Below are 25,682 nucleotides of genomic sequence, written 5' to 3' on the forward strand. Positions count from 1 at the left end.
TAATTTTATCAGAAGGTATCCTTTTTTACTTACTAAAATTTTCGATTTTATAAAAAAGTTGCATCTTCCAACTACCGTTGGAAGATGCAACTTTTTATTGTTTATCTGAGTTTTGTCCCAGCCTCTTCTTTTTTTATGTTCTGAATTTCTCAATTAGTTTTTCTAACTCTTCACCAGTTTCTTGAAGACTTTCTGCTGAAGTTGTTATTGTTCTTAGAGCCGTCAACTGTTCTTCTGACGAGGCGTCAACCTCCTCAGCTGCTGCCGCACTATTCTCAAGAATACTTGTTATATAACTAATAGCTTCTACAACACTATCTTTATACGTATTAATATTTTCAATATCATTTGAAATTTTTTGAATTGATTCAACCATTCGATCATTTTCATTTGAGATTGCTTTAAATGCTTGAGAGGAGTCCTCAGCTGCTTTGTTTTGTGCTTCTGACATTTCTCTTGATGACGAAATTTGTTTAACTGCATCTTTTGACTCCAGTTGAAGACTTTTAATTGTACTACTGATATTTTCTGTTGCGGAAGACGTTTCATCCGCTAGTTTTCTTACCTCTTCTGCGACAACAGCAAAACCTTTACCATGTTCTCCTGCTCTTGCAGCTTCAATGGATGCATTTAGAGCTAACAAATTAGTTTGTTCTGAGATAGCACTAATCGTGTTAACAATTTCATCAATTCGATTCATCTTTTCAGAAAGGTTCTGAATTACCTTTTCTACTGACAAAATAACAACATTAGATTGATCTGATGTATCCTTTAGAATCTCTATCTGATCCACACCGTGAAGATTAAGTTTTTGAACCTCGCTAGAATTCTCTTTTAATTGGTTTGTTTGATTTACTAAACTAGACAATTGATCTGATAAGGCTGCGGTTTGTGTATTCGTCTTTTCCGCATAACTTGAGGCCTCTGTAGCGCCATTAGCAGCACTATTCATTGCACGACTTATTTCTTCACTAGACGCCGTTGTTTCTTCAGAGACCGCACTTAATTGTCCTGTTGATTCTGAAACCGTATAAACCGAAGACCTTACGGAAGTTACTAATTCTTTGATATTTTTGACCATACCATTAAAATTTGTAGTTAATTCGCCAATTTCATCATTCGTGCTCGCTTCCATAGTCGATGAGAAATCCCCTGTGGCAACTTTACTAACCTCTTCATTAAGAAATTTAATTGGTTTTGTGAGTCTTCTGGCAAGAATTAAAGCAAGAATTACAAATAAAATTATTATAACTATTGACACAATGACAATCTGGGTTAATAATCCATCTAAAGAGGCATATGCTTCATTATCCGGAATAACTAAACCTAGTGTCCAATCTGTTCTTGGTATATGTTGATAATAAACATGTGCATCCCCATCTTCTAAGGTTACGATATCAACACCTGACTCTTGTTGTTCAATAGCACCATGTAAAGATTGCAATGTCTCATCTTCTGCTAGCGTCCTATCTAGACTATTCTCTTCATTAGGATGAACAAGAAATTGCTGATCTGAACCTGTTAAGAACGCCCATCCTGTTTCACCTGTGTCAATTGTTTTAACCATCTCTTGGAGATTACCTATATCAATATCGCTTGAGATTACGCCTTCCAGTTCTTCCGATTGATTGTAAAATGGAATACTAGTCGTAATTAATGTCGTATTAAGTGCTTCGTCAAAATAAGGTGCTGTCCAAACTATTTCACCAGCATCTGCACCTGCCGTATACCATCCTTGATTAGGATAATCATACTCGGGCGTTTCATATTCATCGGTAAAGATTACATCGTCTCCGTCTTTGTATCCATAAGGACCAAAATACTCTTGGTCTTCATCATATTGAAACGGTTCATACCAAACACCCATTCCAAATGTATCCGGATTTAACGCGAGTAATCTTTCAAATAAGCTTGCATACTCTTCTTCCGTTATATTCGTACCACTAGTTCCTACTATTTCACTTAAAGATTCTCCTAAACGTTGATGACTAATTAGTTGTCCATCAATATCGTTAACAACCTCTTCTGATAAATAAGACATCTTTTCTGAAATTTCCGATTGTAATTCTGTTTTTGCAAACGAATAGCTAAATAATGATAATATGATAATTGCTATTAATACAACTGGAACAAAAATCAGAATCTTCATCTGTATACTACTTTTTCTTTTCAATCTGCAACCCCCCTATTTCCTCTAATATCGACATTAATCTACAAGAATAAAGCGATTTTCGGAATTCTAATATTGATTTCGCTTTCATATAATTAATCGATTTGTAATCTTTTCTTAATACAATGATTTTTTATGAATTTTAATAATTTATTAGACTGTTTGCTAAAAGATTGTACTTTATGAATAAATTTTATGAACTCAAACATAACGTTCCTTGCGTCGGAATTATCATCAACTGTGACATAACAGAATCTCCTGAACCGCTACTCAAGTGAAATTGACTCCCTTTCCGCAGGCACGGCTTCAGCTAACTTGGAAGCAAAGAACGCTTCCAAGTGGATCTTCAGCCCGCGCTGTTCCTGCAGGAGTGTCGCCAATTTCACTTGATACGCTAGTTTTGAAACACTGTAATAATAAGAGTATAGATTGCTTTGTTATATGTAATTGAAACGACAGTTAGAAAAACTAACAATTATAATATATAAGTACGTCGAAAAGATACGCTAACCAGCGAAGGAAGCAAATGGATGACACTCCTGTGGGAACAACAAATGTTTTAGGGTGGGATGAGTAATCGCAATCCCACAAGTTGAAGATCCACTCGGAAAGCGACCTTTGCTTATCCGAGTTAGCTGAGACTGTGCCCAGGGAAAGGGAATTCATTTGCTGACATAGCGTGTAAGGAAGTTTCACTATGTCGTAGTTTCTCTCAAGTCCGTATATGGAAAAGCAACAATGTTTACGAAAAGAGCTGTTCATTAAAAAAATCCCGATTTCAGTTTGGATACTGAAATCGGGATCTATTATCATTGCTGTATTGTTAGAACACCTTTATTTTCAACTGCTAAAGGTAGCCAGTTCAATTCAGGCATAGATGCTTGCCACTCTATTAATTTTCGATCGATTACCTCTTTAGTTGTTAATGCGATCATTGTAGGACCAGCACCACTTAAAAATGTGCCATATACATCCTCTTTTAATAAATTAACAAGCTGATCATAATGTGGTATTAGCTTCTTTCGATAAGGCTGATGAAAATGATCCTTTTCCATCATCTTCCCAAGGAGTCTCCAATTTCCTTGACAAATAGCAGCAACACTGACATTTGCAACACTACTAGCTTGAACACTTTCCTTATAAGCAAATTCTTCGGGTAAAACTGCTCGCGCTTCTTTTGTTTTTAATTGAAAAGAAGGGATGATTGCTAAAAATACTAAATCATGAATTGGAACGTTAATCCAATCCAAATTCTTATCATAATGTCCAATGACACAGCCACCTAATAAGGATGGTGCGACATTATCAGGATGACCTTCAATTGCCGTTGCAAGTTCTAACTTATCTTCCATTGAAAGGTTTAATTGAAGTAAACAATTCGCTAGCTCAATTCCTCCCACAATAGCTGTTGCACTACTTCCAAGTCCGCGTGCTAAAGGGATATCACTTGTCATTTCAACCCGAGAAGTTGGTAATTGAGCATGTCCAAATTGATTTGCAGTTTGTAATGCAATTTGATAAATTAAATTTTCTTCATCAAGTGGTAGATCCTCCATTCCATCTGAAAATGGAACAAACTCCCATTTATCCGCTTGATCAACTTTTAAAGATAAATATAATTGTAAAGCAACACCAATCGAATCAAAGCCAGCACCTATATTTGCAGTTGTTGCTGGCACTTTGATTAGCCAACTCATACCGATACACTACCTAAGATTACTTTCATTACCGTTTCTTCTTCATTTGGAAGTACACGTGGTTTGATATCATTATAGTCAATAGCAGTGTTAGGATCTTTTAATCCATTCCCTGTCATGACACAAACAACTTTTGAACCTTTAGGTACTTTTCCTTCTTCTAGTGCTTTAAATAATCCAGCTACAGAAGCATTCGATGCTGGCTCAGCAAAGATACCTTCATTTCCAGCCATCCATTGATAGGCTGCAATCATTTGTTCATCCGTAATTTCGTCAATAGTACCTGCTGATTCATCACGCGCTTTTAGGGCCTTGTCCCAGCTTGCTGGGTTACCAATTCGAATGGCAGTACCTACTGTTTCTGGATTTTCAAATACACGATCATGGACAATTGGTGCAGCACCACTTGCTTGATAACCCATCATTTTCGGTAAACCAGTTTGTTTCTCTTCATTGTACTCTTTAAAACCTTTCCAATATGCCGTGATATTACCAGCATTACCAACAGGAATAAATAGGTAATCAGGTGCGTGTCCTAACACATCACAAACTTCAAATGCACCAGTCTTTTGACCTTCAATTCGATAAGGATTAACAGAGTTCACTAATGTAATACCGTCTTGTTCGCCTAGTTTTCTAACAATACGCAAGGCATCATCAAAGTTACCTTCAATAGAATAAATTTCTGCTCCATACATAACTGCTTGAGCTAATTTACCTTGTGCAATTTTCCCCTCTGGTATAACAATAATACAACGTAAACCTGCTCTTGCTGCATAGGCAGCCGCTGATGCGGAAGTATTACCAGTCGATGCGCATATAACAGCTTCTGCTCCATCTTCAATTGCCTTAGCCATCGCCATCACCATACCGCGATCCTTAAAAGAACCAGTTGGATTAATTCCTTCTACTTTAGCATATCCTTCAATATCATACTTTTTTGATAAGTTTTCTAATTTTATTAAAGGTGTATTACCTTCATGTAAACTAATAAGTGGTGTTTGATCATTCACTGGTAAATACTTTTTATATTCTTTTAATAAACCTTCCCATGCCATTTCTTTATTCCTCCCCATCTACACGATAATGACTAATTAAACGTTTCACAACATCTAATCCTTTTAAATTAGCTAAGCTTTTTAATAGTTGCTCTCTACTAATTTTATGTGTGACCATGACTATCTCAGCTATTTTCTCACGATCACCTGGTAATTGTAGTATTTTTGCAAAACTAACTTTTTCATCAGAGAAAACATTTGTGATTTCCTGGAACGCACCTGCTTGGTCTTCAACTTCTAATCGAATAAAATGACGCGAGAATTTTTCGCTATCACTCTTTAAATGATGATCAAATTGAGGATCAATGTACGTGTTTCCACTAATGCCAAGACGAATATTCTTAACTACTTCCATTAAATCAGATACCACAGCAGTTGCAGTTGGTAAACTTCCTGCTCCTGGTCCGTAAAACATTGTCTCACCGACAGCTTCTCCATATACATACACCGCGTTATACTCATTTTTCACTAAAGCTAATGGATGGTCTTTAGGTAGTAATGTCGGTTCTACTGTTACCTCTGCCTTACCATCTTGCATCGAAGCAATACCAATCAGCTTAATTGTGTAATCTAAGCTTTCAGCAAAATTTATATCTTCCTGTGTAATACCGCGAATACCAACCATACGAACGTCTTCTAAGTTAAGCTCCATTCGAAAAGCAATATTAGCTAACAGCGTCATCTTACGTGCAGCGTCAAGTCCATCCACATCAGATGTTGGGTCCGCTTCTGCAAAACCTAGAGCTTGAGCTTCTTCTAGGACCTCATCAAATGGCAGTCCTTCATCGGTCATTTTTGTCATAATATAATTAGTTGTACCGTTCACGATTCCCATGATTTTCTGAATATGATCAGATGCTAGTCCATCAGATAATGAACGCAAAATTGGAATACCACCAGCAACACTTGCATCATATAAAATATCACATTTATTTTCTTTTGCTAATCTTAACAACTTCTGACCATGTACAGCCATAAGGTCTTTATTAGCTGTTACAATATGTTTTTTGTTTCGAATTGCACGTTCTAACAATTGGTTCGTATCTTCAATTCCACCCATTACTTCAATGATAACATCAATCTCAGGGTTATCAACAAGGTCAGCAGGATCAATTGTTAGCCAATCTTGTTTAATGACAACATCTCTCGTTTTTTCAAGATTACTAACTAGGATTTTTGAAATTTCAATTTCACAACCTACCTTATGCTTGATCTGTTCTTGATGATCCTCTAATACTTTTACAACACCCGTTCCAACTGTGCCTAATCCACATAAACCTACTTGTATCTTTTTCAAATTAAACGCCTCCCCCTGTGTTTTTAAAAAGCACATGTGTATATCTATAGTGGACATTATACCGCTCTCCATGTACTTATTCAAGATGCAATTGCCTAAAGTTTCTGAAAAAACAGTCTTACCACTCTAAGAAAGGAATTTGATTGGAATTCGGATCAATCCCGAGACGGAAAAAGAAGCCTTTTAATTGTCTCTCATAGTTGCTTTGTTTTTCAAGTAAATCCTGATATGCATAAAAAGTTTCTTCCTTATCTGTTACGTCCATTGATGCCTCAATGAAGTCAAATAAGTGAATTGGACATAAAAGCCGAGCAAATAGTAATCGCCAACTAAAAACAGATAAAGGTTGACGTTTTTCGTATTCCGTTAAAAATAGATATACTGGATCGTTCGCTTTTGTTTGCTTCTCGTTATTTAATAAATAAGGCCGTACGTATTCTGCTAAGTCTCTTGTAGGATGATCGTAAACGAATTGATCAGAGAAAATGACATCTCGTTCAAGTTGATTGTTATACCTTTGAAATGTGATACACCCTTGATCCACCCTATCAAATCGGTGTTCTTGATTGGTTTCTTGTACATACTGTATTGCATTTTCTGTTAAACCAATCAAATAGGGAAACGTATCGATAAATAAACGGAGATACCTTGAGACAGGCCGAACTTCTATTTGCTTCTCATAATAGGCTTCAAACGTGCCTAACCTTTCTGCCCATAATGATTGCCATATACCATAGGTTGAAATATAGTTTGGGGTATAAGGATATAATCCTCCTGTTTGGTGAAATTCTGCAAGCTGTGCTGCATCTAATTCGTTATTTCTTTGTGTTTTCTTTGCTTTTAGAACAATATAGTTTTTACCGTTTTCAACAGTAATTAATTGCTCTTGTAGATTTTGAATCGGCTTCGCTATTCGAAGATAACCTTTATTAATCAAATAATCTGCACACCAACCTTGTTCCAAATGTACCACTTCTGGTTGAGTCGTTGGCACAATAAAGTATGTGTGATCCGCTGTCTGATAACCATAATAATTATCAATTCTTATCTCTTCACCATGAAAATTAGCTAGGTAATGGTTTATTATTGACATATCAATAAATCCTCTCCTTCATGCATATATATAATTAGTTACCTTAGTCTATGTAAAGGAAAGGTAGGGTTGAACTAAATCAGCTTCTTAGTTTAAGGAAATATCTGATGGGTATAGTATATAGAGATACTTTTAGAGAATGGATGGGATTTCATGAAAGATGAAAAAAATAAAACAACACTAGAAACAAAAGCTAGAGAATGGCTGATAGAAAGAGGGGTCACAATTAAAGACATAGCCGACCTTGTATATTACTTACAAAATAGTTATCATGATGACTTATCTTTGGAAGTGTGTGAGCATAATGTAGAGAAAGTATTAGGTAAACGTGAAGTTCAAAATGCAATCTTAACTGGTATTCAACTTGATGTTTTAGCAGAGCAGAAAAAACTAGTTTCTCCTTTGCAAGAAACAATTGAAGTCGACGAAAGCTTGTATGGTATAGATGAAGTTATAGCTCTTTCAATTGTAAATGTCTATGGCTCAATTGGATTTACAAATTACGGTTATATTGATAAGCAAAAACCAGGAATACTTGAAAAACTAAATGATAAATCACGCGGAGAATGTCATACCTTTTTAGATGACATTGTCGGTGCAATCGCAGCTGCTGCTTCCAGTAGATTAGCACATTCAGCAGCAAACGATGAAGATTTGGATTAAATAAATTGACCTATATCAAGTTTTAAAATTACACAGAAAAAAACACCTCTTTCTAATAAAGGGTGTTTTGAAAAATTAGTGTTTTCTACTACAAACAGCAATGAAATGTAATGTGTCTTTTTTAGTTTTAAATGTATGAAACATTTGAAAGAAGATTGGTCTATTTTCTTTTCTTATTGCATTTCGAAAAATTTTAAACGTACCAGCAAAACCTTCATCCCTAATCATTCCTTTCGGTGAAAGAAGTGTCATTGGTCCAGAGATATTATTCGTAGCGTTAAAATGCTTTTCAAATGTCTCCTTCCACTCTTTTTTTGTGAGTGGCTGAACATTAACATTTATCACTTTACGTAATTGCTCCACTACGGCATCATCTTGTTTCGTTAACATAACGTCATGTGTAAGTAAACATCCACCAGGTTTTAAAACACGATAGTATTCCGCAATCGCTTTTTCCTTCGCATTGTTTTGAAGCATTGTTAACATCGCTTCATTAATAACAACGTCAAAATGGTTATCAGGAAATGGTAGTTTCATTGCATTACCTTGTAAAACACTAATCTGCCGCTCCAAACCATGTTTCGCAATATTTAAAGTAGCCTTGTCTAAAGCTGCTTTATCCAGATCAATACCAATAACATGACAGTTATACCTTTTAACAATATCAATCATCGTTGTCCCCATATTACAAGCAACTTCAAGGACATTGCTGTCAGATGATAAATTCGATTCTTTAATTAACCACTCTGTTGCATTCTTCCCGCCTGGACGTAATCTTTTTTTCCCTAGACGAGCTAAAAACGTATGACCAACTTCTTTCTTTGACATAAGTAACACTCCTCCAATTTGATCGATTTTTTAATATCTTGTTAGTTTAATTGCATTATATTGATAATGATTATCATTTTCAATATAACATGTTAATCGTAAGCTAAAAGTGATTTAAATCACTACGAATTATTATCTGAAAAATTAAAATATAAAACAAATTCAATTAATTCATGAACAAGCAACGATTCATGCAGTTTACGGTTATAGCAGAGCAACAGGGAATGTCGGTATTGCCTGAATAACTTCTGAATATGGCCTAACAAATGTAATTACAGGCATTGGAACAGCACAACTTGATTCTGTTCCAATGCCTGTTTTCATTGAACATCAAACAGATTTGGTCGACCAACAATTGATGTAGAAGGTCTTTCAAAAACTAGTGTTAAATATAATTTTTCAATAAAATCATTGGAAGAGCTAATAGGACTAACAAAACGAGGGATTAAAATTGCGGATAGTGGCCGAAATAAGAAATACAAAGAAAACACGTAATACCATATGCATAATTACGTGTTTTCTTCGTTCTTAATATAGTTGTGATAATCACTGCGATGATTAATATTTAGAAAGGGGCGATCATCATCAAATTTGCATTCTTTTACAGTAATTTGGTTAAGAAGGTTAAAAACAGAACGCTGATCATTTTCTAATAAGTGTAATATGACTTTTTGAGTGGAATGATGGTACAAGCCAATAAGCGGTTGCAAATATCCGTTTACGTTAGGAATGATGGCCTGCTTATCATTTTCTCTTTTGTCCAATAGCTGTTTAATTATCGATTTTTCTATAAACGGTGTGTCAGTTGGAACAACCAAATACCAGTCAGCTGGTTCAGACACCATCCCTGATAATATGCCCGCCAAAGGGCCTTGGGATTGGAATGCTTCTAAATCTGTTATTATCTTAACGTTCTGATCTAAATGGAGAAACGCTTTGCACTCGGAAGATAGTGATACAATACACGTTTTCGAAACAAATGGGGCTAAAGCTTGTAAACTATGTTTAAAAAAAGCAATACCATTTCTTTCGGCAAACATTTTGGGTGAACCAAATCGTTTTGATTGTCCGCCAGCTAACAAAACACCCATAATTTTTTCATCCATCTTATTCACCTCAAGTTTTAATACTTATAAATGGTGCTTTAACTTCATTGGCAGATGACCCGAGGTTTTTATTAAGTTGTAACGTATTCACCGATGGGGAGGTAATTGCCATTAAGAAGGATCTACTTGAGAAAGAATTATTGTCTAATAGTATACTAACTCTTGAATTCATGCGTTGGGAAAATGCTCACATGCGGAAATTCCAATCTAAATTCCGGGATCTATTATTAAATGGGAAAAAGGGTGCGCTCTATTCTACACTAATTCGATTTTCTAATAGTTATGGGGTAGAAAAAAATAATGGAATTTTAATCAATATTGTTATAACAAACCAAGAGCTAGGAGATTTTTGCGCCACAACTAAAGAAAGTGTTAATCGTATGTTAAGTGAGCTTAGTCAAAAAAACGTGCTCTCAATTGATGTTAATTCCAAAATTACCATACACAATATTGCATTCCTACGAGAAACAATTGGTTGTGAATATTGTCCAATTGAAATTTGAAATATCGACTAGCTGAACCATTCCTCATTTAACTTTCTGGCTAATAGTAACCAATCATCTGGATGATAAATTGGGAAGGGATATTTTTTTTCTTGTATTGGCAGTATGGTTATTACTGCCTTTATATGTGTTAGCTGGTCAAGTAAAGCAATCTCTTCCTTTTTAGAAATCATTACTATTTTATCTTTCTTCTCCTTTTTATAACCTTCAATAAGAACAATATCTATTGGAAGGGGTGCATAAAAGGTAAGCATTTTCTCTAAACTCCAAGCCTCATCACCTACAATTTGAAAGACATTCTCACCTTGAACACCAGAAAGCATTGCGCCAGCATGTTGTTGTCGAACGCTATCTGTCTTTTCCCATCCGACAGGCATGCCACCATGACCATGATGTTTTAAAGTAGCAACCTGTTTACCTTTTTCACAAAAGTAATCAATTAACCGCAGCATCATCGTTGTTTTTCCACTATTTTTATAACCAACTACCTGTAAGTAAAACGGCAATTTTACGCCCCCTTCTATATTAACGTGGATTTTGATAGGAAGTGTCTCCATCAGGATCATCTAATAATAATATCCAGACTTTTTCTCCTGCTTGATATCCCTTTGTTCCACCTGGAAGAACAATCAAAACAGTCGCACTTCCAAGAGACGAAACAACATTAGATTTATCCAAACCGACTGGGGTAGCAACTAATTGTGTATCTTGATATGTTGTGCTAGCACGCACGTATCGATCAAATGGGTTTGGTTTTAAGAAATCTGCGCCTAGAACTGCTTTCACTGTCTTTGGAAATGGCTTTGGGTCTGATAAAAAAGTGCGGATAATTGGTCGAACAAACAGTTCAAATCCAACAAAACATGCTGATGGGTTTCCAGATAAACCAAAAAGTAATTTCCCTTCTACTTCAGCCACTGTGGTAACACTTCCTGGCCGCATTCCAACTTTGTTAAATAAAACAGTTGCTTCTAATTTACGATAAATAGCTGGTAAATAATCGTAATCTCCGACAGATACGCCACCCGTTGTAATCAAAAAGTCAAATTGGTTCAATGCCTCTTTCATCTGTTTAAAACATACTTCAATATCATCACTAAACTTTCCAAAATAAGCAGCCTTTGCTCCAACCCGCTTTAATTGTGCTTGAATCATATACGAATTACTATTACGTATTTTCCCAGGCACGAGCGGTTCATCAACTGTTAATAATTCACTACCTGTTGCAATAACACCAACTTTTGGTTGCACACTTACTGGAACATTCTTATAGCCAAATGTAGCTAATAAAGCAACCATACCAGGGTTTATTACTGTTCCTTTTTTTGCAATAACTGTCCCTTTTCCGGTATCTTCCGCTTGAAATGAAATGTTTTCATTTGGTTTTATCTTTCGTTTGATCCTAATTATAGCTTCCGTTCGTTGTTCCTTAACTAGTTCGAGCATAATCACAGCATCGCATCCAGTTGGAATCTGCGCACCTGTCATAATCCTTACCGCTTGATTATGTTGCACATGTTGCTTAAAAATACTGCCAGCACCAATTTCTCCAACAACAGATAATGTGACTGGATTATCTCTAGATGCTTCTTTCGTATCACAGGAGCGGATAGCAAAACCATCAAAAGGAGAACGATCAAATCGTGGAACATCATGATCTGCAATTATATCTTCTGCTAAATAACGTCGGTAGCTATCTTCAATTGCGACATATTCCTTCTTACCATGATAGCTATATCCCATCATTTTTTTAATTGCTTCTGATACTCGTATTAAGTCTCTTTTATTGACCATATAAATTATCCACCACTTACTGGTGGGATTAACGCAACAACATCTCCTGGTTCAATAATATCTGTATCCATTGCATACGATTCATTTATTGCAATCATAACCTGATCTAACCCTGTTACATTATACACCTCTTTAAATTTAAGCTTGAATGCCTCAACAGACTGGGGTTTCCAATCTAATTCTACTTCTGCTGTTCCTAATGACTCCTGTAAATGAGAAAACAACAAAACTTTCATCCATTAAACACATCCTTTTTAGTTGGAGCTCCTTCTGGATAGGAAACCTTACCTGATTGATCACCAATCCACGTTTCACCGTCTTCCCAGTGTTCTTTCTTCCAAATAGGTACAACCTGCTTCATTCGCTCAATCACATATTGATTAGCCCTATAAGCCGCTTCACGATGGGGTGAAGATACAGCAATCACAATTGCAACGTCAGATATTTCTAATCTTCCAATTCGATGTGTTACAGCTATTTTACTGTCTGGCCACTTTTCTAATGCTTCGTTAGCGATTTCTTCCATCTTTTTAATAGCCATCGGTATATATGCTTGATACTCAAGATAGAGTGTTTGTTTTCCTTTTGTCCACTCTCTTACCGTTCCAATAAATGTAGTAATTGCCCCAGCTTCTCTTCTTTCTACCTTATTAACAACGTCGTCTAATTGAATAGCCTGATCCGTTACCACGTACAATTCTGATGTCATTGGTAATCATCTCCTTCATCATCCTTTAAAAAGTCAACTGTACCTTCTTGATCATCTAATAGTAAGGCCTTAACTAGTTCACCTGCTTTATAGCCTACTTCATTACCAGGTAACACCGTAAGTGCGTCAGCCATTGCTAATGACGTTACTGCATTTGATTTATCTAGACCTGAAGGAACCACAGAAATAGAACCTTTTTTATACATTAATTTACTACGAACAAATCGATCAAATTTATTTGGATTTGCAAAATCTATTCCTAAATGAACAGTAACAACCTTTGGATATACATTGTCAGCATGTAAAAAACGACGAATTACTGGTTTGGTAAAGACTTCAAATCCAACAAAACAAGAGGATGGATTACCCGAAAGGCCAAATAATAATTTGCCATCAACTGCAGCAACTGTTGTAACACTGCCAGGACGCATACTTACTTTATTAAATAATACTTCTGCTTCAAGCATCTGATATATTTCAGGTAGATAATCATAATCACCAACCGATACTCCACCAGTTGTGAGTAAGAAATCTACTTTTCCAAGCCCCTCTTTTACTTGTTTAAAACAAAGCGCTAAATCATCACTAAACTGTCCTAGATTGATTGGCTCGCCACCAGCTCTTTTTATTTGCGCTTCTAACATAGTAGTATTACTGTTACGAATCTTACCTGGCTCCATTTCCTGATCTATCTCTAGTAATTCACTGCCTGTTGCAATAATACCAACTTTGGGCTTGATAATTACCGGGACAGTCTTATAACCAAAAGTAGCTAATAAGGCAACAACGCCCGGCGTAATATAGGTACCTTTTCTTACAAGTGTTTCTCCCTTTTTTGTATCTTCTCCTTGAAAAGAGACGTTCTCATCTTTATTTACCTTTTGACTTATAATGACGCGATCTTTTGTTTGATTCGTTGTAACATGTTCTAACATAATTATTGCATCACAGCCTATTGGAATGGCTGCACCCGTCATAATTCTAACTGCTTGCCCTGATTCAACTGATTGAGTAAAAACAGTACCAGCGCCTATTTCACCAATGACTTTCATTTCAATAGAATTTCCTGTCGATGCATCTGCCGTATCTGAAGCATTGATAGCATAGCCATCATATGGGGAACGATTAAATGGTGGTACATCATGATCAGCTACAATATCTTCTGCTACAAAACGCTGATAACTTTGTTCAATTGGAACCTGTTTCATAATTCCTTGTTTTTTCATAAAAGACATAATTCGATTTAAAGCAATAGATACTTTTATCGGGTTTCTGCTTTCCAATTTAATCGCCCCTTTAACCAACTAACTGGTAATAAATCTTTTTTGCTAACTCAATTGAATTTGTACCATGAATAAATGTTCTACCATCTTTAAAGAAGACAAGACGATACGATTGATAGTGTAAAACCAATAGAAAACCATTTTGACTAACATCTCCAACCTTTTCTAGATGTTTCGCTAAATCTTCTAGTGATATTTCCCGATTGTTTCGAATTAGAACGGTGTCACGACCACATAATATTTCGGTTTTTGTTTGCTTGTCATATTGTAAATAGGGATAACTTGGATTACTCCCACAAGTAGGACAATCTGGATCTTTAGCTCGATCCATTTTAATTGTTTGGAATTGATTGTGCCATAAATCAAATGTAACCAAATTAGATCGAAGTGTTTCTCTATCCTCGACGAGTAATTTCAAGACTTCCGTTGTTTGATGTGCAACAACCATTTGAACAGTAGGACCAATTATGCCAACCGCATCACATGTCGCACCCACAAGTGGAATCGCAGGTAATAAACAGTTTAAACATGGTGTTTCTCCAGGAATAACAGTAAAGCTCATCCCCGTACTACCAACGCATGCTCCAAATATCCATGGTATTCGTAACTGCTGTAGTAAATCATTTAAGATAAATCGGGTATCGAAGTTATCTGTCGCATCAATAACAATATCAACATTATCCAATAAGGGGCGTAATGTATTGCTAGTCGCATCCATCACATGGCTGTCAATATGAACTGTTGAATTGATTTGCGTTAATTTATTTTTGGCAGCTATTACTTTTGGCAAGCTGGAGCGTGCATCTTCTTCTGTAAATAACTGTTGGCGCTGCAAATTACTAAATTCGACATAGTCACGATCAATAATAGTTAAATGTCCTATTCCAGCACGTACTAAAGCTTCTGCATTTGCAGAACCTAGGGCACCACAACCAACTAATAAAATGTGTTTATTATTTATTTTTTCTTGACCTTCCATACCAATAGGCCGAAATAGGACTTGCCTGGAGTATCTATCATCCACGTTATCAACCACCTATATAGGACATTTCAATTTTTTTGCGATTCTTAACTGTTTCTTCTGTTCGTTCATCTGAATAGCGATCTGTTCTTTTTTCCCATGTAGGAACAATCGCTTCTGTTAGATCTTGATCTGTTACATTAGAGCGAATAATCTCTTTTAAATCTAAACCTTCAACAGCAAATAAACAGGTGAAAAATTTTCCATCAGCAGAAAGTCGTGCCCTTGTACATGTGGAGCAGAAAGATTCTGAAACAGATGTAATGAATCCGACTTCACTGTCTGTACCAGCATATTTATAGCGTTTAGCTACCTCACCTAAATAGTCAGGATCAACAGGTGTTAATTCGAAATATTTCGATAATTCATCATGTAATTCTTTCTTAGTAATTACTTGACTAAAATCCCAACCATTTGATTGACCTACATCCATAAATTCAATATAGCGTAAAGTAATTCCCTTATCTTTAAAGTACTTTGCCATCGGTACAATTTCTTGGTCGTTCATTCCTTTTTTAACAACCATGTTCACTTTCACACCTAAACCAGCTTCCAGTGCCTTATCAATGCCTTTTAATACTACTTTAGTAGGGACAGCTGTATCATTAATAGAATGAAAAACCTCATCATTTAAAGCATCTAAACTAACATTTACACGTTTTAATCCTGCATCTTTTAGATCTTTTGCCATCTTCCCTAAAAGTACGGCGTTTGTAGTTAAACCAATATCATCTAACCCATCAATAGCATTTAACTTTTTTATTAATTCCGGTAGATCACGTCTCAATAGAGGTTCTCCACCAGTTAATCGTATTTTTTTAACGCCTAATTGAACAAAAACGCGTGCTAATCGTTCTATTTCTTCAAAATTTAAAAGTTGATCTTTTTGCATAAAGACATAATCTTTTCCAAATATTTCTCTTGGCATACAGTAGCTGCAACGAAAATTGCAACGATCTGTTACTGAAATCCTCAAATCTTGCAGAGGTCGTCCAAATTTATCTTCTAATTGCTTGATTTTCATTAAACAATCACTCCTTAAGATTTTAAGTTATATTATACCAAGAAAACACCATTTATTAAAGTAACAAAATAATAATTTGGTTATATTTGTAAAATAAAAAACACATTATTCAGTTGGATTTACTGAACAATGCGTTTTGCAATAAAATAAGCACAACCAAAATTACAATATTCGTATAAGTAATCATCAATCGTACTTATTTTTGTATCAAAGGCAGCTTTTGGGTTTTGATCATCATAAAATCCTTTTAATCGAAGTTGTTCATAACCCCAATCACCAACTATAAAGTCGTATTTCGTTAGAATTTCACTGTAACGTTCTTCGAAAGCCTCTTGCTGAAAACCTTCTTTTACATCTTCTATAACTTCATATTGTTGTCCTGCTACTTCAATCATATTTATTCATTCTCCCTTTGTCATCAATCCTCTAACAATATTCAGTAAACCTGTTAATAGCTTGTTTATAGTTTATCATATTCTTACTTCTAAACACTAGACGCTCCTCACTAAAAAACAAACTTTTACTAATAAATTGATAATTGGTTAGTTTTTCATCTCATCTTTTACAAAAGGTCGTACAAACTATAGTTACTTGTATCCATCTATTTACAGGAGTTGAATGACATGTTTAAACGCGTATTAGTTGCCACTTTTCTACTACTATCTTTTTCGATCCCGCATACATTGGCAACGGATGCAACTGATCAAGAAGAGGATAACGAAAAAATGGCATTATTTAAAAAGACTGAAGCACTTACTCAGATCCCTTGGTATTACCTTGCAGCAATCAATCAATATGAAAAAAATATTGAGAAAGAAACGGATCCGAAAAAGCGCATTAAAATCAAGTTTTCTGAAGAAAGCTGGTTTGGCATTGCAAATCCAAGCAAAGATACAAATCCTAGTCTAATTAATCTATTTGAGGGTATTGGTAAAGATGGAAATGGAGATAATCAAGCAGACCGATCAAATGACGAAGACGTAATTTATTCAATGGCAAGTATGCTCGCAAAAGAAGGAAATACAAAGCAAGATATTAAGATTGCATTATGGAATTATTATCAACGGGCATTAACTGTTCAATCCATTATGCAAATAGCTTCTGTTTATAAAACATTTGAAACGATTAGTCTCAATGACAGCGATTTTCCTATTCCACTTCAATACAATTACAGTTATCGGAATACATGGGGAGATGCACGTGGATTTGGTGGTAGACGCATACATGAAGGAACAGATATCTTTGCAAATTACGGAACACCAGTCAAAGCAACAAGGTACGGTGTTGTTGAAATAATGGGTTGGAATAAATTCGGTGGATGGCGTGTAGGTATTCGTGACATTTATAATAACTACCATTACTATGCTCATTTAAATGGTTTTCAAGACGATTTAAAAGTTGGAGATGTAGTAAAACCAGGAGATGTGATTGCATCTGTTGGCGCAACAGGGTATGGTCCACCAGGAACATCTGGTAAGTTCCCCCCTCATCTTCATTATGGTATGTACAAAGATAATGGCTATAGTGAATGGTCTTTTGATCCCTATCCATACTTAAGTAGATGGGAAAAGGAAGCAAAAAAATAAAGTAAATCCTCACAACTGTGTGAGGATTTACTTCTTTTTTATTTCGAAGCCCTAACAGCATGCATAATACTTGCTGCTAAACCTCCCCAAATAATGACTACACCTATAACAAACATTGTAATAGCAGCTCCAGACATGAGTCTTTCACTCCTTTCCTTTCATTATTTTACTATTCTTTCGGCCACTTTTTGGTTGTCATTAATGCACCAAAGAACATGGCACCAATCGCAACTACCCAACCAAAGTTAAATAAAAATTCGATTGGATATCCGCCATAAGCTTCTTTGATATCTGTTTGTAAGTTTTGTAACATCATATAACCAAGTACAATTGGCGTAATGACACTTAGACAAAATCTCCACCAAGCTCTAAGTCTTATATCTGATACATCATTTGCATATGCTTGTAAATCTTTCAGAGAACGCGCAAACCAAGCAATTGCAACAACTTCAAATAATCCAGCTAACGCTACTCCATAATTATTAATAAAGTAATCCACTGTATCAAGAAGATTTAAACCACCTTGATTAGCGTAGAATAACGATATAATTGCTGCAAGTCCCCCACCAATTGTTACTGCTAAACCACGTGAGATATTAAATTTTTCTTGGACACCTGCAATATATGTCTCCGAAATAGAAACGAGCGATGATAATCCCGCTAATACTAAAGAACCAAAGAATAAAATACCGAAAAATCCGGATGCTGGCATTTGACTAATGATTTCTGGAAAGACCATAAAAGCAAGACCAACGCCACCTGTAGCAACGTCAGAAACCAATTGACCTGTCTCATTTGCCATAAAACCTAATGCCGCAAAAACACCAATACCAGCTAACAATTCAAATGATGAGTTAGCAAAACCAGTAATAAATGCATTATTTGTAATATCTGCTTTTTTCGGTAAATAAGAAGCGTATGTGATCATAATTGCAAATGCAATTGATAAACTGAAGAATATCTGTCCATATGCCGCCACCCATACTGATCCATTGGTAATCATTGACCAATCTGGAGCGAAAAATGCTTCAAGACCATCCAAAGCGCCTGGTAATGTAATAGCGCGAATAACTATGATGATGAAAGTAACAGCTAATAACGGAATGAAAATTTTATTTGCAACTTCAATTCCCTTTTTAACACCCTTACCAAGAATGAGAAAAACAATTGCCCAAACCGCAATTAATGGAAATAGAACCGCTGGTACCATTGAACCAAAAGTACCTGCCTCTGCTACTTGTAAAAAATCTCCTACGAAAAAGCCTGTAGGATCATCTCCCCAACTTTGTCCAATTGAAAAATAAGCATACATGATTGCCCACGCAACAATAATTGGATAATACGTTGAGATAATGAATGAAATAGCAATTTGCCACCAACCTATCCATTCCATTCCTTTACTGATTCGTTTAAATGAACGTGGAGATGAACTACGATATTTATGGCCTATTGTGTACTCCATAATTAACAATGGAATACCTGCTGTTAATAAGGCGAATAAATATGGTATAAAAAAGGCTCCTCCTCCATTTTCATATGCTGTTGCAGGGAATCTCCAAATGTTTCCTAAACCAATTGCTGATCCCATTGCCGCAAGTAGGAAGCCTATACGAGTTCCCCACTGAGACCGATTTTCCATAAAAACTCTCCTCTCAAAATGAACACATCCCCATTAACAATAGAAAATTATAAAATTGCACTAAAATAATACATACTTTTTAAATATGTACGTTTTAAAATGGAATGTTTCAAATTTTTATTTTTTTCTGATATTTACTGATTATAACGAGACTGCTTGCTTCTGTCAAAGGAAGATTTATGAACATTTATTGAATTTAATTATCTAAACTTCCTCATCAAAAAAAAAAAAGGGCTAATCGTCGACTCTTTTAAGTTTGGCTATACGTGATAAACTACATTACAGCCTCTAAAAAAGGCTGCATCCTTTTTTTATTACCGAATAAACATATACTCCGGCATAACATTACTTGCGTCGGAATTGTCATCAACTGTGACATAACAGAATCTCCTGACCCGCTACTCAAGTGAAATTGACTCCCTTTCCGCAGGCACGGCTTCAGCTAACTTGGAAGCAAAGAACGCTTCCAAGTGGATCTTCAGCCCGCGCTGTTCCTGCAGGAGTGTCGCCAATTTCATTTGATACGCTAGTTAGGAGAAATAAACAACAATATTCACTATGAAGAATTAGGTTATCTAGGGAATGAATCAAGTTTGAAGAAAAACAGTAATTGTAATGTAGAATATAAACAATTGATAAGCTTGTCTAGCTAAAGTGTCATTATTCCATACTCAATCATCATGTAGATTCTGAACTAGCTTTGGAAATATACGTAGACTCCTGTGGGAACAGCGCGGGCTGAAGATCCACTTAGTAAAGCGCTATTTGCTTTACTAAGTTAGCTGAAGCCGTGCCCACGGAAAGCGAAGTATATTTCCAAAGCGGTATGTTATGTCGCAGTTTACCTCAAGTGAGTTAGATCAAACGCATTGATGATTACCCTAGAAGCGTGAAGTCAATTTTTTTTGGATTGCTAGACTTCCTTGTTATACAAAGGTTTAAGGGCCTGTTTTACACTGCAAAGGTTAAGTAATTATTAAAAAAATAGAAAAAACGGATCATTTCAATGAAATGATCCGTCCTACATCTTTTAACAGATTATGCTGTTTTCTTATTGTTTGAAATAACAACTAAAAAAGCAATGACTAAAATAGTTGCTAATGTAGCTACTAATCCAATACTTACTAGACCTGTTAAACCTAAAACAAGATAGCCAATACCAGCCGCAAATGCACTAATAAAAGCATAAGGTAGTTGTGTTAAGACGTGGTCAATATGATTTGAACCTGCTCCAGTCGATGACAAAATCGATGTATCAGAAATTGGTGAACAATGATCTCCAAAAACAGAACCAGCTAGTACAGCAGCCATTGCTGGCAGTATTAGATCCACATCAGTTACCACAGCAATCTGTGCGGCGATTGGAAGCATAATTCCGAATGTCCCCCAAGATGTACCTGTTGCTAAAGCCATAAATCCTGCCACTATAAATAGTAGTAATGCTAGATAATTTGGACTTATAGCAGCTTTTTCCACAAGTTCAGCTAAATAAGCTCCAGTATTTAGGCGGTCAATAATTGTGCCGATCATCCACGCTAAAATTAAGATATATATTGCTGGGAGCATTGAACGTATTCCCTCTTTATAAATAGAAAAGAAAGTTGTTTTTGGATGTTTTTGAAAGCCATAAAGAATGGATGCAAAAATTACTGCTAATAAACCACCAATAAAAAGTGATAAGTTAACATTCGTATACTCAAATAGTCTAAGAAGAGTAACTTGTCCCTGTATCTCTAAATATCCAGTCATTAGCATTGCAATGATCGTACCAATTACTAGTAATCCGATAGGTATAATCAAATGCATAATCTTACCACTTTCATGTGCACGTATATCCGATTTAAGATCCCCAGCAATATTCCCTTTGGCTTCATCAAATAATTCGCCAGTTTTAATAGCTCTCGTTTCATGCTTCTTCATAGACCCTACATTGATATTAAATAGTGCTACTAAAAAGACGAGTAAGATTGCAGCAAAAGCATACATATTCATCGGGACCATTTTCACAAATGCCTCTAAAGGTTGATATGTTGTTACATCATTTGCTATAAAGATTCCACCTATTGTTCCAATAATATAGGCACCCCAACTTGAAATTGGTGTAATGACAGTTATAGGTGCAGAAGTAGAATCAATAAAATATGCTAATTTAGCACGTGATACTTTATGACGGTCCGTTACAGGACGCGCAACTTGACCAACAGCTAGGCTATTAAAATAGTCATCAATAAATATTAAAATACCTAAAAATGAAGGAAGCAATTGTGCACCTCGACGTGATTTAACCTTCTGAATTGCCCAGTCGCCAAACGCTTTACTACCACCAGATGCGGTCATAAAGGCTGTAATGATTCCTAATAGTAGTAAGAATGATAATAAATATAAGTTCCCTACTTCAAAACCACTTTCTGCCTGATAGAAAATGTTTCGAAAAGCGATGCCCACTTCTTTGATTGTTTCAACTATATTAAAGTTTTGAAGCATTAGTGCTCCCACAATAATTCCTGCACCTAATGATAACAAAACTTTTCTAGTAACTAACACTAGTACTAACATTAACACTGCTGGAATTAAGGAATAAATTTCTCCTTCCATTTGTTAACCTCCCATTGTATTTGATTAAAAGAAGTAAAACCTAGTCTTGATATAGAAAACATAAAAAATCAGCAATAGCAACATTAACTATTACTGATTATAGGCAACAAATTTCTTTAGCGCTTTGTTGCCCTTCTATTTTTTTAAAAGGATAGGTTACTTTTTTCAATTCTTATCTACAATAGTTTACCAAGCAACAAACTTTATTGCAAGGGGTCAATTGGAACAGATAAATTAGTATTATCATCTTTGTTTGGACTGTAATATTGTGGAACGTCTCCATTATATCCACCACTACCTATTGGAATTTCTTGCTCAATTCTAGCGGTCTTTGTTCCAAATGGAATTATGGTACGAATTTCGACTTCAATATGTACAACCGGTTCAATATGTACGCTATTAATTTGCACGTCACTAACTTTTGTTTCAACTTCTGTGTTCACGTAACCAATTAACTCTAAATTAACAGGTATTTTGGGGCCTAAATTAGCTAGTAACGGCAAGCCTAATACCTGCCCAAGTGGAATCTCTATTAAATTTGATTTATCTTGTATTGCTTCAATTGTTGTTTGTTCCTCTGACTCAATGTCTACATCTAAAGGTGCACTTGTATCAGGCACAATACCTCTTTCAAGCTGGTGTATAAAATTCTCCACCCTATACTGGATATTCCTTTGTACTCTATTTTCCATAGCTGCATTTATTTGATAACTTACGACTTGACCACTATCGTCATATTGAAAGTCAATAAGGTTTTCAACTTCTAAATCTTCATTTAACTTTTTATTTACAGCGATCCCCATTGCCATATTCGCGTAATTCTCATTACGTGTTTCAGCAATTTCTAATAAAACGGGTTTAATGCCCCTATTAACAATTACAATACTGGCCAACGTTGCGATAACAAATAATATCGTAGTAATAAAAAGAAGATGTCTACTAGAAGATGATATGTGTAATCTTTTATGGTTAGTTTTTCTTCGCACAAAAATCCCCCCTAGAAAACAATATGCTGTTCAATGGGAGGATAGTATTCAAAATGCATTTAAATATTATATTCAATAATCATAACATCCAATGCAACTGATAAATCAAGATCGTATGGTGTTACTTCTATGTTATTTTCTTTTAGTACCCGAACTATCGGTCGTTCTTGTAAAGGTGTATTTTGTTTAACGACAATTGCTGTCCGGTTGTCACTTAATTGTACTGTAACTCCATTGGGGTAAATAGCTATTGTTTTCCGAAAAGTTCGAACCATTTCTTGATCAAATAGCGTACCACTACCAGCATATAATATCTCTAAGCCTTCCTGAGGCAACATTGCATCGCGATACACTCTATTACTCGTTACAGCATCAAAAACATCTGCTACACCAAGAATTTTCCCGAACTGATGAATTTCATTGCCTTTTAATCCTCGGGGATATCCCGATCCGTCTAATCGTTCATGGTGTTGAAAAGCGCAATGAGCAACCAATAACGGCACTGAAGAAGATTGGCGTAAGAATTCAAACCCCATTTCTGGATGTGCTTGAATAATAGCAAATTCTTCTTCCGTTAACTTTCCAGTCTTATTTAAAACGCCTTCTGGAATAAATACTTTACCAACATCATGAAGCATAGCTCCAAGACCTAGGCTTTTAATTTTTTTATTATTCAGTTTCAATTCATTAGCAAGTGCCAACGAATAAATGGTCACATTAACGGAATGTGAAAATACATAATCGTCGCTAATAAATATGTCTGACATAATAGATAATACTTCGTCATTTCTCTGTATTTGATTGACCATTGTGTTAACCAAGTTGTCCATTTTTACATTTGTTTTTTCAAGAAGAAATGCATTCTTACCAAATCCCTGATTTCGATAACCTGCAAATGATTCTTTCACAGTTTGGATCGCTTCCAATCGTAATTCATCCGGAATCGGCGAGTTGATCATGATATCTTCAGTAAGGGCATCCTTGATATATACATATGTAATACCTAATTGCTTTAAACGTTGAATCATAGAGAATGTTAGCTTTACATTCTTTTGAATTAGGATTTTACTTTTACCATTATAAATAGGCTTAGCGAGTTCACTACCCTCTTGAATTGATCTTGTCGCGACTAGTCTCATTACGATCTCCTTACTCATTACGAAGTCTTTCGTTATTTAATCAAATACTATCAGACTTTCCAACAATTATCTACATAATATGATAAAAATTTTATATTAATTATTATCCCTTAGCGTCTTAACAAGTAAATCACGGATGAACTCAGGCATAAAGAATTTTTTTGACTTTGAACGCGCTATTTCTGGTGAAAGATGCCCAAAAGTAAACATATCTGCTGTAGCAAGCGTATACGTTTTCTTCGGGTCAATGGGACTATTCCCAAAGCTTACTTCGTTTAGTCTTTCTTCGCCATCCTCATCCATCCCTGTTTTTATCTCTAACCCTGCATAAATCATCTTACCTATTACTTTTCCACGAAATCCAAATCCCTGAACCTCTAATTCCTTGTAGGCTTTAGTTAAGTTTACACGGATTACTTCGATTAGTTGTTGTCCTTTTAATGTTACAACGCAAGGATTAATTGGATGAGGGCAAATGCGATGAATATCAGCATAAGTAACACGTCCCTCAGGTAGTGACTCTAATAATAAACCAGTATTTAACATTGCGATATCAGCTTTTGTCCAATCTAACAATGTTTTTGTCAAATCCTTAATTAAAGTGGTTTCTTGATCCCAATTTACGGCTAATGGTTTTGTTAGCGTGGTGATCGGCTGTTCTAAGCGTTTATTTGCAATTGTTGTCTGCTGATCAACAAGTTTTTGTGTATCGCTATCTTCTTCTAAATGGTCAATTTGAGTCGCATACGCTTGTTTATTAATCACCTGTTGCAATTGATGGTCCCATGTCAGGATAATCTCTCCTACATAGTGACCATACTTTCCAGCTGCGGTTAAGATCGATTTATTACGAGTGTATCCATCTCGAAATAAGTGGTGTGTATGCCCACCAATTATCACATCCACAGTTGGATAATGGTCAGCAATCCACTCATCTTCATTAATGCCTAAATGAGATAAAAGTATAATAATATCCGTTTCATCTTTTAATTTAATTAACTCCCTTTCTAATACCTCAAACGGATCCTCTACTTGCCAACCGAGCGGATTATAAAAGGCATGAAATGGAGCTGTTAGTCCAATAACACCTACTTTTACTCCGGAAAGTGTTTCAAATTGATCAGTCGCCTTAAGCCAGTTAGGATTTGCACCATCCAAACTAGACAAATTTGCACAAACAACAGAAAATTCGGCATCATCATATAGTTGAAATAAATCAGCATGCTCCAATGTAATGCCTTCATTATTACCTAGCGTTGCAAAATCATACTTTGCTTGATTTAATAACGCAACATTTCCTTGCCCAAGTAGAGCTTCCGATATGGGATGAAATCGATCCATATGATCTCCATTATCAAATAACCAATAGGATTGTTTTTCACGAATTCTTTCGGCTCTTTTATTGTTTAGAAAACGTGTTATTTTAGGCCAATTTTCGAAATGGCTATGTAAATCGCTTGTATAGTAGAAAAAAATATCTTCACTCATCTA

Annotated in this window: 23 protein-coding genes and 1 pseudogene; 3 read left to right on the top strand and 21 right to left on the bottom strand. The window is 35.6% G+C overall.

Annotated elements, in window-relative coordinates:
• Positions 1-133: 133 nt before the first annotated feature.
• From D2K62_RS10695 to D2K62_RS10715, 5 genes are all read right to left on the bottom strand, one after another.
• The gene (locus D2K62_RS10695) at positions 134-2,173 is read right to left on the bottom strand and encodes a methyl-accepting chemotaxis protein (protein WP_232828005.1); all 2,040 of its coding nucleotides are present in this window, start codon (positions 2,171-2,173) and stop codon (positions 134-136) included.
• A gap of 806 nt (positions 2,174-2,979) precedes the next feature.
• Positions 2,980-3,867 carry a homoserine kinase gene (gene thrB / locus D2K62_RS10700; RefSeq protein WP_117161424.1) on the bottom strand — a complete coding sequence of 296 codons (888 nt, stop codon included), beginning with the start codon at positions 3,865-3,867 and terminating at the stop codon, positions 2,980-2,982.
• A complete protein-coding gene (gene thrC / locus D2K62_RS10705) occupies positions 3,864-4,925 on the bottom strand; it encodes a threonine synthase (RefSeq protein WP_112181732.1) in 1,062 nt (353 codons plus the stop codon). The genes thrB and thrC overlap by 4 nt, the downstream gene beginning before the upstream one ends.
• 4 nt (positions 4,926-4,929) lie before the next feature.
• Positions 4,930-6,222, bottom strand: a complete 1,293-nt coding sequence (locus D2K62_RS10710) for a homoserine dehydrogenase (RefSeq protein ID WP_198671300.1) — start codon at positions 6,220-6,222, stop codon at positions 4,930-4,932.
• Positions 6,223-6,340: 118 nt separating this feature from the next.
• Entirely contained in the window at positions 6,341-7,315 is a 975-nt protein-coding gene (locus D2K62_RS10715; protein WP_112181733.1) for a protein kinase family protein, read from the bottom strand.
• A 153-nt stretch (positions 7,316-7,468) separates the two neighbouring features.
• On the opposite strand from D2K62_RS10715, the gene D2K62_RS10720 reads away from it, so the two are divergent.
• Positions 7,469-7,978 (top strand): phosphatidylglycerophosphatase A family protein, encoded by a 510-nt coding sequence (locus D2K62_RS10720; protein WP_112181734.1) that lies wholly within the window; start codon positions 7,469-7,471, stop codon positions 7,976-7,978.
• Between the two features lie 75 nt (positions 7,979-8,053).
• Here the strand turns inward: D2K62_RS10720 and D2K62_RS10725 are convergent, their stop codons facing one another.
• Positions 8,054-8,806, bottom strand: coding sequence for a class I SAM-dependent methyltransferase (locus tag D2K62_RS10725; RefSeq protein WP_117161425.1), 753 nt, complete (start codon positions 8,804-8,806; stop codon positions 8,054-8,056).
• Positions 8,807-9,315: 509 nt separating this feature from the next.
• A complete protein-coding gene (gene mobA / locus D2K62_RS10730) occupies positions 9,316-9,912 on the bottom strand; it encodes a molybdenum cofactor guanylyltransferase (RefSeq protein WP_112181736.1) in 597 nt (198 codons plus the stop codon).
• A gap of 26 nt (positions 9,913-9,938) precedes the next feature.
• Between mobA and D2K62_RS10735 the strand changes: the two are divergent.
• A pseudogene (locus D2K62_RS10735) lies at positions 9,939-10,415 on the top strand (Crp/Fnr family transcriptional regulator); the annotation flags it as partial.
• 8 nt (positions 10,416-10,423) lie between these two features.
• On the opposite strand, the gene mobB reads toward D2K62_RS10735, so the two are convergent.
• From mobB to D2K62_RS10775, 8 genes are all read right to left on the bottom strand, one after another.
• Positions 10,424-10,921 (bottom strand): molybdopterin-guanine dinucleotide biosynthesis protein B, encoded by a 498-nt coding sequence (gene mobB, locus D2K62_RS10740; protein WP_157967324.1) that lies wholly within the window; start codon positions 10,919-10,921, stop codon positions 10,424-10,426.
• 19 nt (positions 10,922-10,940) lie between these two features.
• Positions 10,941-12,209, bottom strand: a complete 1,269-nt coding sequence (locus tag D2K62_RS10745) for a molybdopterin molybdotransferase MoeA (protein WP_112181739.1) — start codon at positions 12,207-12,209, stop codon at positions 10,941-10,943.
• A 5-nt stretch (positions 12,210-12,214) separates the two neighbouring features.
• The gene (locus D2K62_RS10750) at positions 12,215-12,445 is read right to left on the bottom strand and encodes a MoaD/ThiS family protein (protein WP_112181740.1); all 231 of its coding nucleotides are present in this window, start codon (positions 12,443-12,445) and stop codon (positions 12,215-12,217) included.
• Complete coding sequence (locus D2K62_RS10755) at positions 12,442-12,918, bottom strand: molybdenum cofactor biosynthesis protein MoaE (RefSeq protein ID WP_112181741.1); 477 nt, start codon at positions 12,916-12,918, stop codon at positions 12,442-12,444. Before D2K62_RS10755 ends, D2K62_RS10750 begins: the two co-directional genes overlap by 4 nt.
• Positions 12,915-14,201 carry a molybdopterin molybdotransferase MoeA gene (locus D2K62_RS10760; protein WP_112181742.1) on the bottom strand — a complete coding sequence of 429 codons (1,287 nt, stop codon included), beginning with the start codon at positions 14,199-14,201 and terminating at the stop codon, positions 12,915-12,917. Before D2K62_RS10760 ends, D2K62_RS10755 begins: the two co-directional genes overlap by 4 nt.
• A 13-nt stretch (positions 14,202-14,214) precedes the next feature.
• Positions 14,215-15,225, bottom strand: a complete 1,011-nt coding sequence (locus D2K62_RS10765; protein ID WP_117161426.1) for a MoeB/ThiF family adenylyltransferase — start codon at positions 15,223-15,225, stop codon at positions 14,215-14,217.
• Positions 15,226-15,229: 4 nt separating this feature from the next.
• Entirely contained in the window at positions 15,230-16,246 is a 1,017-nt protein-coding gene (moaA, locus tag D2K62_RS10770; protein WP_117148915.1) for a GTP 3',8-cyclase MoaA, read from the bottom strand.
• 119 nt (positions 16,247-16,365) lie between these two features.
• Positions 16,366-16,641 (bottom strand): YutD family protein, encoded by a 276-nt coding sequence (locus D2K62_RS10775; protein WP_112181745.1) that lies wholly within the window; start codon positions 16,639-16,641, stop codon positions 16,366-16,368.
• Between the two features lie 228 nt (positions 16,642-16,869).
• Here D2K62_RS10775 and D2K62_RS10780 point away from each other — a divergent pair, with 228 nt between their 5' ends.
• Entirely contained in the window at positions 16,870-17,832 is a 963-nt protein-coding gene (locus D2K62_RS10780; RefSeq protein ID WP_117148916.1) for a M23 family metallopeptidase, read from the top strand.
• A gap of 38 nt (positions 17,833-17,870) precedes the next feature.
• On the opposite strand, the gene D2K62_RS10785 is transcribed toward D2K62_RS10780, so the two are convergent.
• The 6 genes from D2K62_RS10785 to D2K62_RS10810 all read right to left on the bottom strand — a co-directional run bounded on the left by D2K62_RS10785 (position 17,871) and on the right by D2K62_RS10810 (position 25,679).
• Positions 17,871-17,969 (bottom strand): methionine/alanine import family NSS transporter small subunit, encoded by a 99-nt coding sequence (locus D2K62_RS10785; RefSeq protein WP_112181748.1) that lies wholly within the window; start codon positions 17,967-17,969, stop codon positions 17,871-17,873.
• A 32-nt stretch (positions 17,970-18,001) separates the two neighbouring features.
• A complete protein-coding gene (locus tag D2K62_RS10790) occupies positions 18,002-19,471 on the bottom strand; it encodes a sodium-dependent transporter (protein WP_117161427.1) in 1,470 nt (489 codons plus the stop codon).
• A 1,038-nt stretch (positions 19,472-20,509) separates the two neighbouring features.
• Positions 20,510-22,066 (bottom strand): Na+/H+ antiporter NhaC family protein, encoded by a 1,557-nt coding sequence (locus tag D2K62_RS10795; RefSeq protein ID WP_112181750.1) that lies wholly within the window; start codon positions 22,064-22,066, stop codon positions 20,510-20,512.
• Between the two features lie 203 nt (positions 22,067-22,269).
• Complete coding sequence (gene yunB / locus D2K62_RS10800) at positions 22,270-23,052, bottom strand: sporulation protein YunB (protein WP_232824108.1); 783 nt, start codon at positions 23,050-23,052, stop codon at positions 22,270-22,272.
• A 59-nt stretch (positions 23,053-23,111) separates the two neighbouring features.
• A complete protein-coding gene (locus tag D2K62_RS10805; protein ID WP_117148917.1) occupies positions 23,112-24,191 on the bottom strand; it encodes an HD-GYP domain-containing protein in 1,080 nt (359 codons plus the stop codon).
• A 96-nt stretch (positions 24,192-24,287) separates the two neighbouring features.
• On the bottom strand, positions 24,288-25,679 hold the full coding sequence (locus D2K62_RS10810; RefSeq protein ID WP_112181752.1) for a bifunctional metallophosphatase/5'-nucleotidase: 1,392 nt from the start codon (positions 25,677-25,679) through the stop codon (positions 24,288-24,290).
• Positions 25,680-25,682 lie beyond the last annotated feature (3 nt).

This window comes from Paraliobacillus sp. X-1268, assembly GCF_003426095.1.
Taxonomy (GTDB): domain Bacteria; phylum Bacillota; class Bacilli; order Bacillales; family Amphibacillaceae; genus Paraliobacillus_A; species Paraliobacillus_A zengyii.

Coding starts and splice junctions, on each gene's coding strand:
- D2K62_RS10810 (WP_112181752.1), bottom strand. CDS start 25,679: ATGAGTGAAGATATTTTTTTCTACTATACAAGCGATTTACATAGCCAT.
- D2K62_RS10750 (WP_112181740.1), bottom strand. CDS start 12,445: ATGAAAGTTTTGTTGTTTTCTCATTTACAGGAGTCATTAGGAACAGCA.
- moaA (WP_117148915.1), bottom strand. CDS start 16,246: ATGAAAATCAAGCAATTAGAAGATAAATTTGGACGACCTCTGCAAGAT.
- mobA (WP_112181736.1), bottom strand. CDS start 9,912: ATGGATGAAAAAATTATGGGTGTTTTGTTAGCTGGCGGACAATCAAAA.
- D2K62_RS10785 (WP_112181748.1), bottom strand. CDS start 17,969: ATGTCTGGAGCTGCTATTACAATGTTTGTTATAGGTGTAGTCATTATT.
- D2K62_RS10790 (WP_117161427.1), bottom strand. CDS start 19,471: ATGGAAAATCGGTCTCAGTGGGGAACTCGTATAGGCTTCCTACTTGCG.
- D2K62_RS10745 (WP_112181739.1), bottom strand. CDS start 12,209: ATGGTCAATAAAAGAGACTTAATACGAGTATCAGAAGCAATTAAAAAA.
- D2K62_RS10720 (WP_112181734.1), top strand. CDS start 7,469: ATGAAAGATGAAAAAAATAAAACAACACTAGAAACAAAAGCTAGAGAA.
- thrC (WP_112181732.1), bottom strand. CDS start 4,925: ATGGCATGGGAAGGTTTATTAAAAGAATATAAAAAGTATTTACCAGTG.
- D2K62_RS10805 (WP_117148917.1), bottom strand. CDS start 24,191: ATGAGACTAGTCGCGACAAGATCAATTCAAGAGGGTAGTGAACTCGCT.
- D2K62_RS10755 (WP_112181741.1), bottom strand. CDS start 12,918: ATGACATCAGAATTGTACGTGGTAACGGATCAGGCTATTCAATTAGAC.
- D2K62_RS10715 (WP_112181733.1), bottom strand. CDS start 7,315: ATGTCAATAATAAACCATTACCTAGCTAATTTTCATGGTGAAGAGATA.
- D2K62_RS10795 (WP_112181750.1), bottom strand. CDS start 22,066: ATGGAAGGAGAAATTTATTCCTTAATTCCAGCAGTGTTAATGTTAGTA.
- D2K62_RS10725 (WP_117161425.1), bottom strand. CDS start 8,806: ATGTCAAAGAAAGAAGTTGGTCATACGTTTTTAGCTCGTCTAGGGAAA.
- thrB (WP_117161424.1), bottom strand. CDS start 3,867: ATGAGTTGGCTAATCAAAGTGCCAGCAACAACTGCAAATATAGGTGCT.
- D2K62_RS10775 (WP_112181745.1), bottom strand. CDS start 16,641: ATGATTGAAGTAGCAGGACAACAATATGAAGTTATAGAAGATGTAAAA.
- D2K62_RS10780 (WP_117148916.1), top strand. CDS start 16,870: ATGTTTAAACGCGTATTAGTTGCCACTTTTCTACTACTATCTTTTTCG.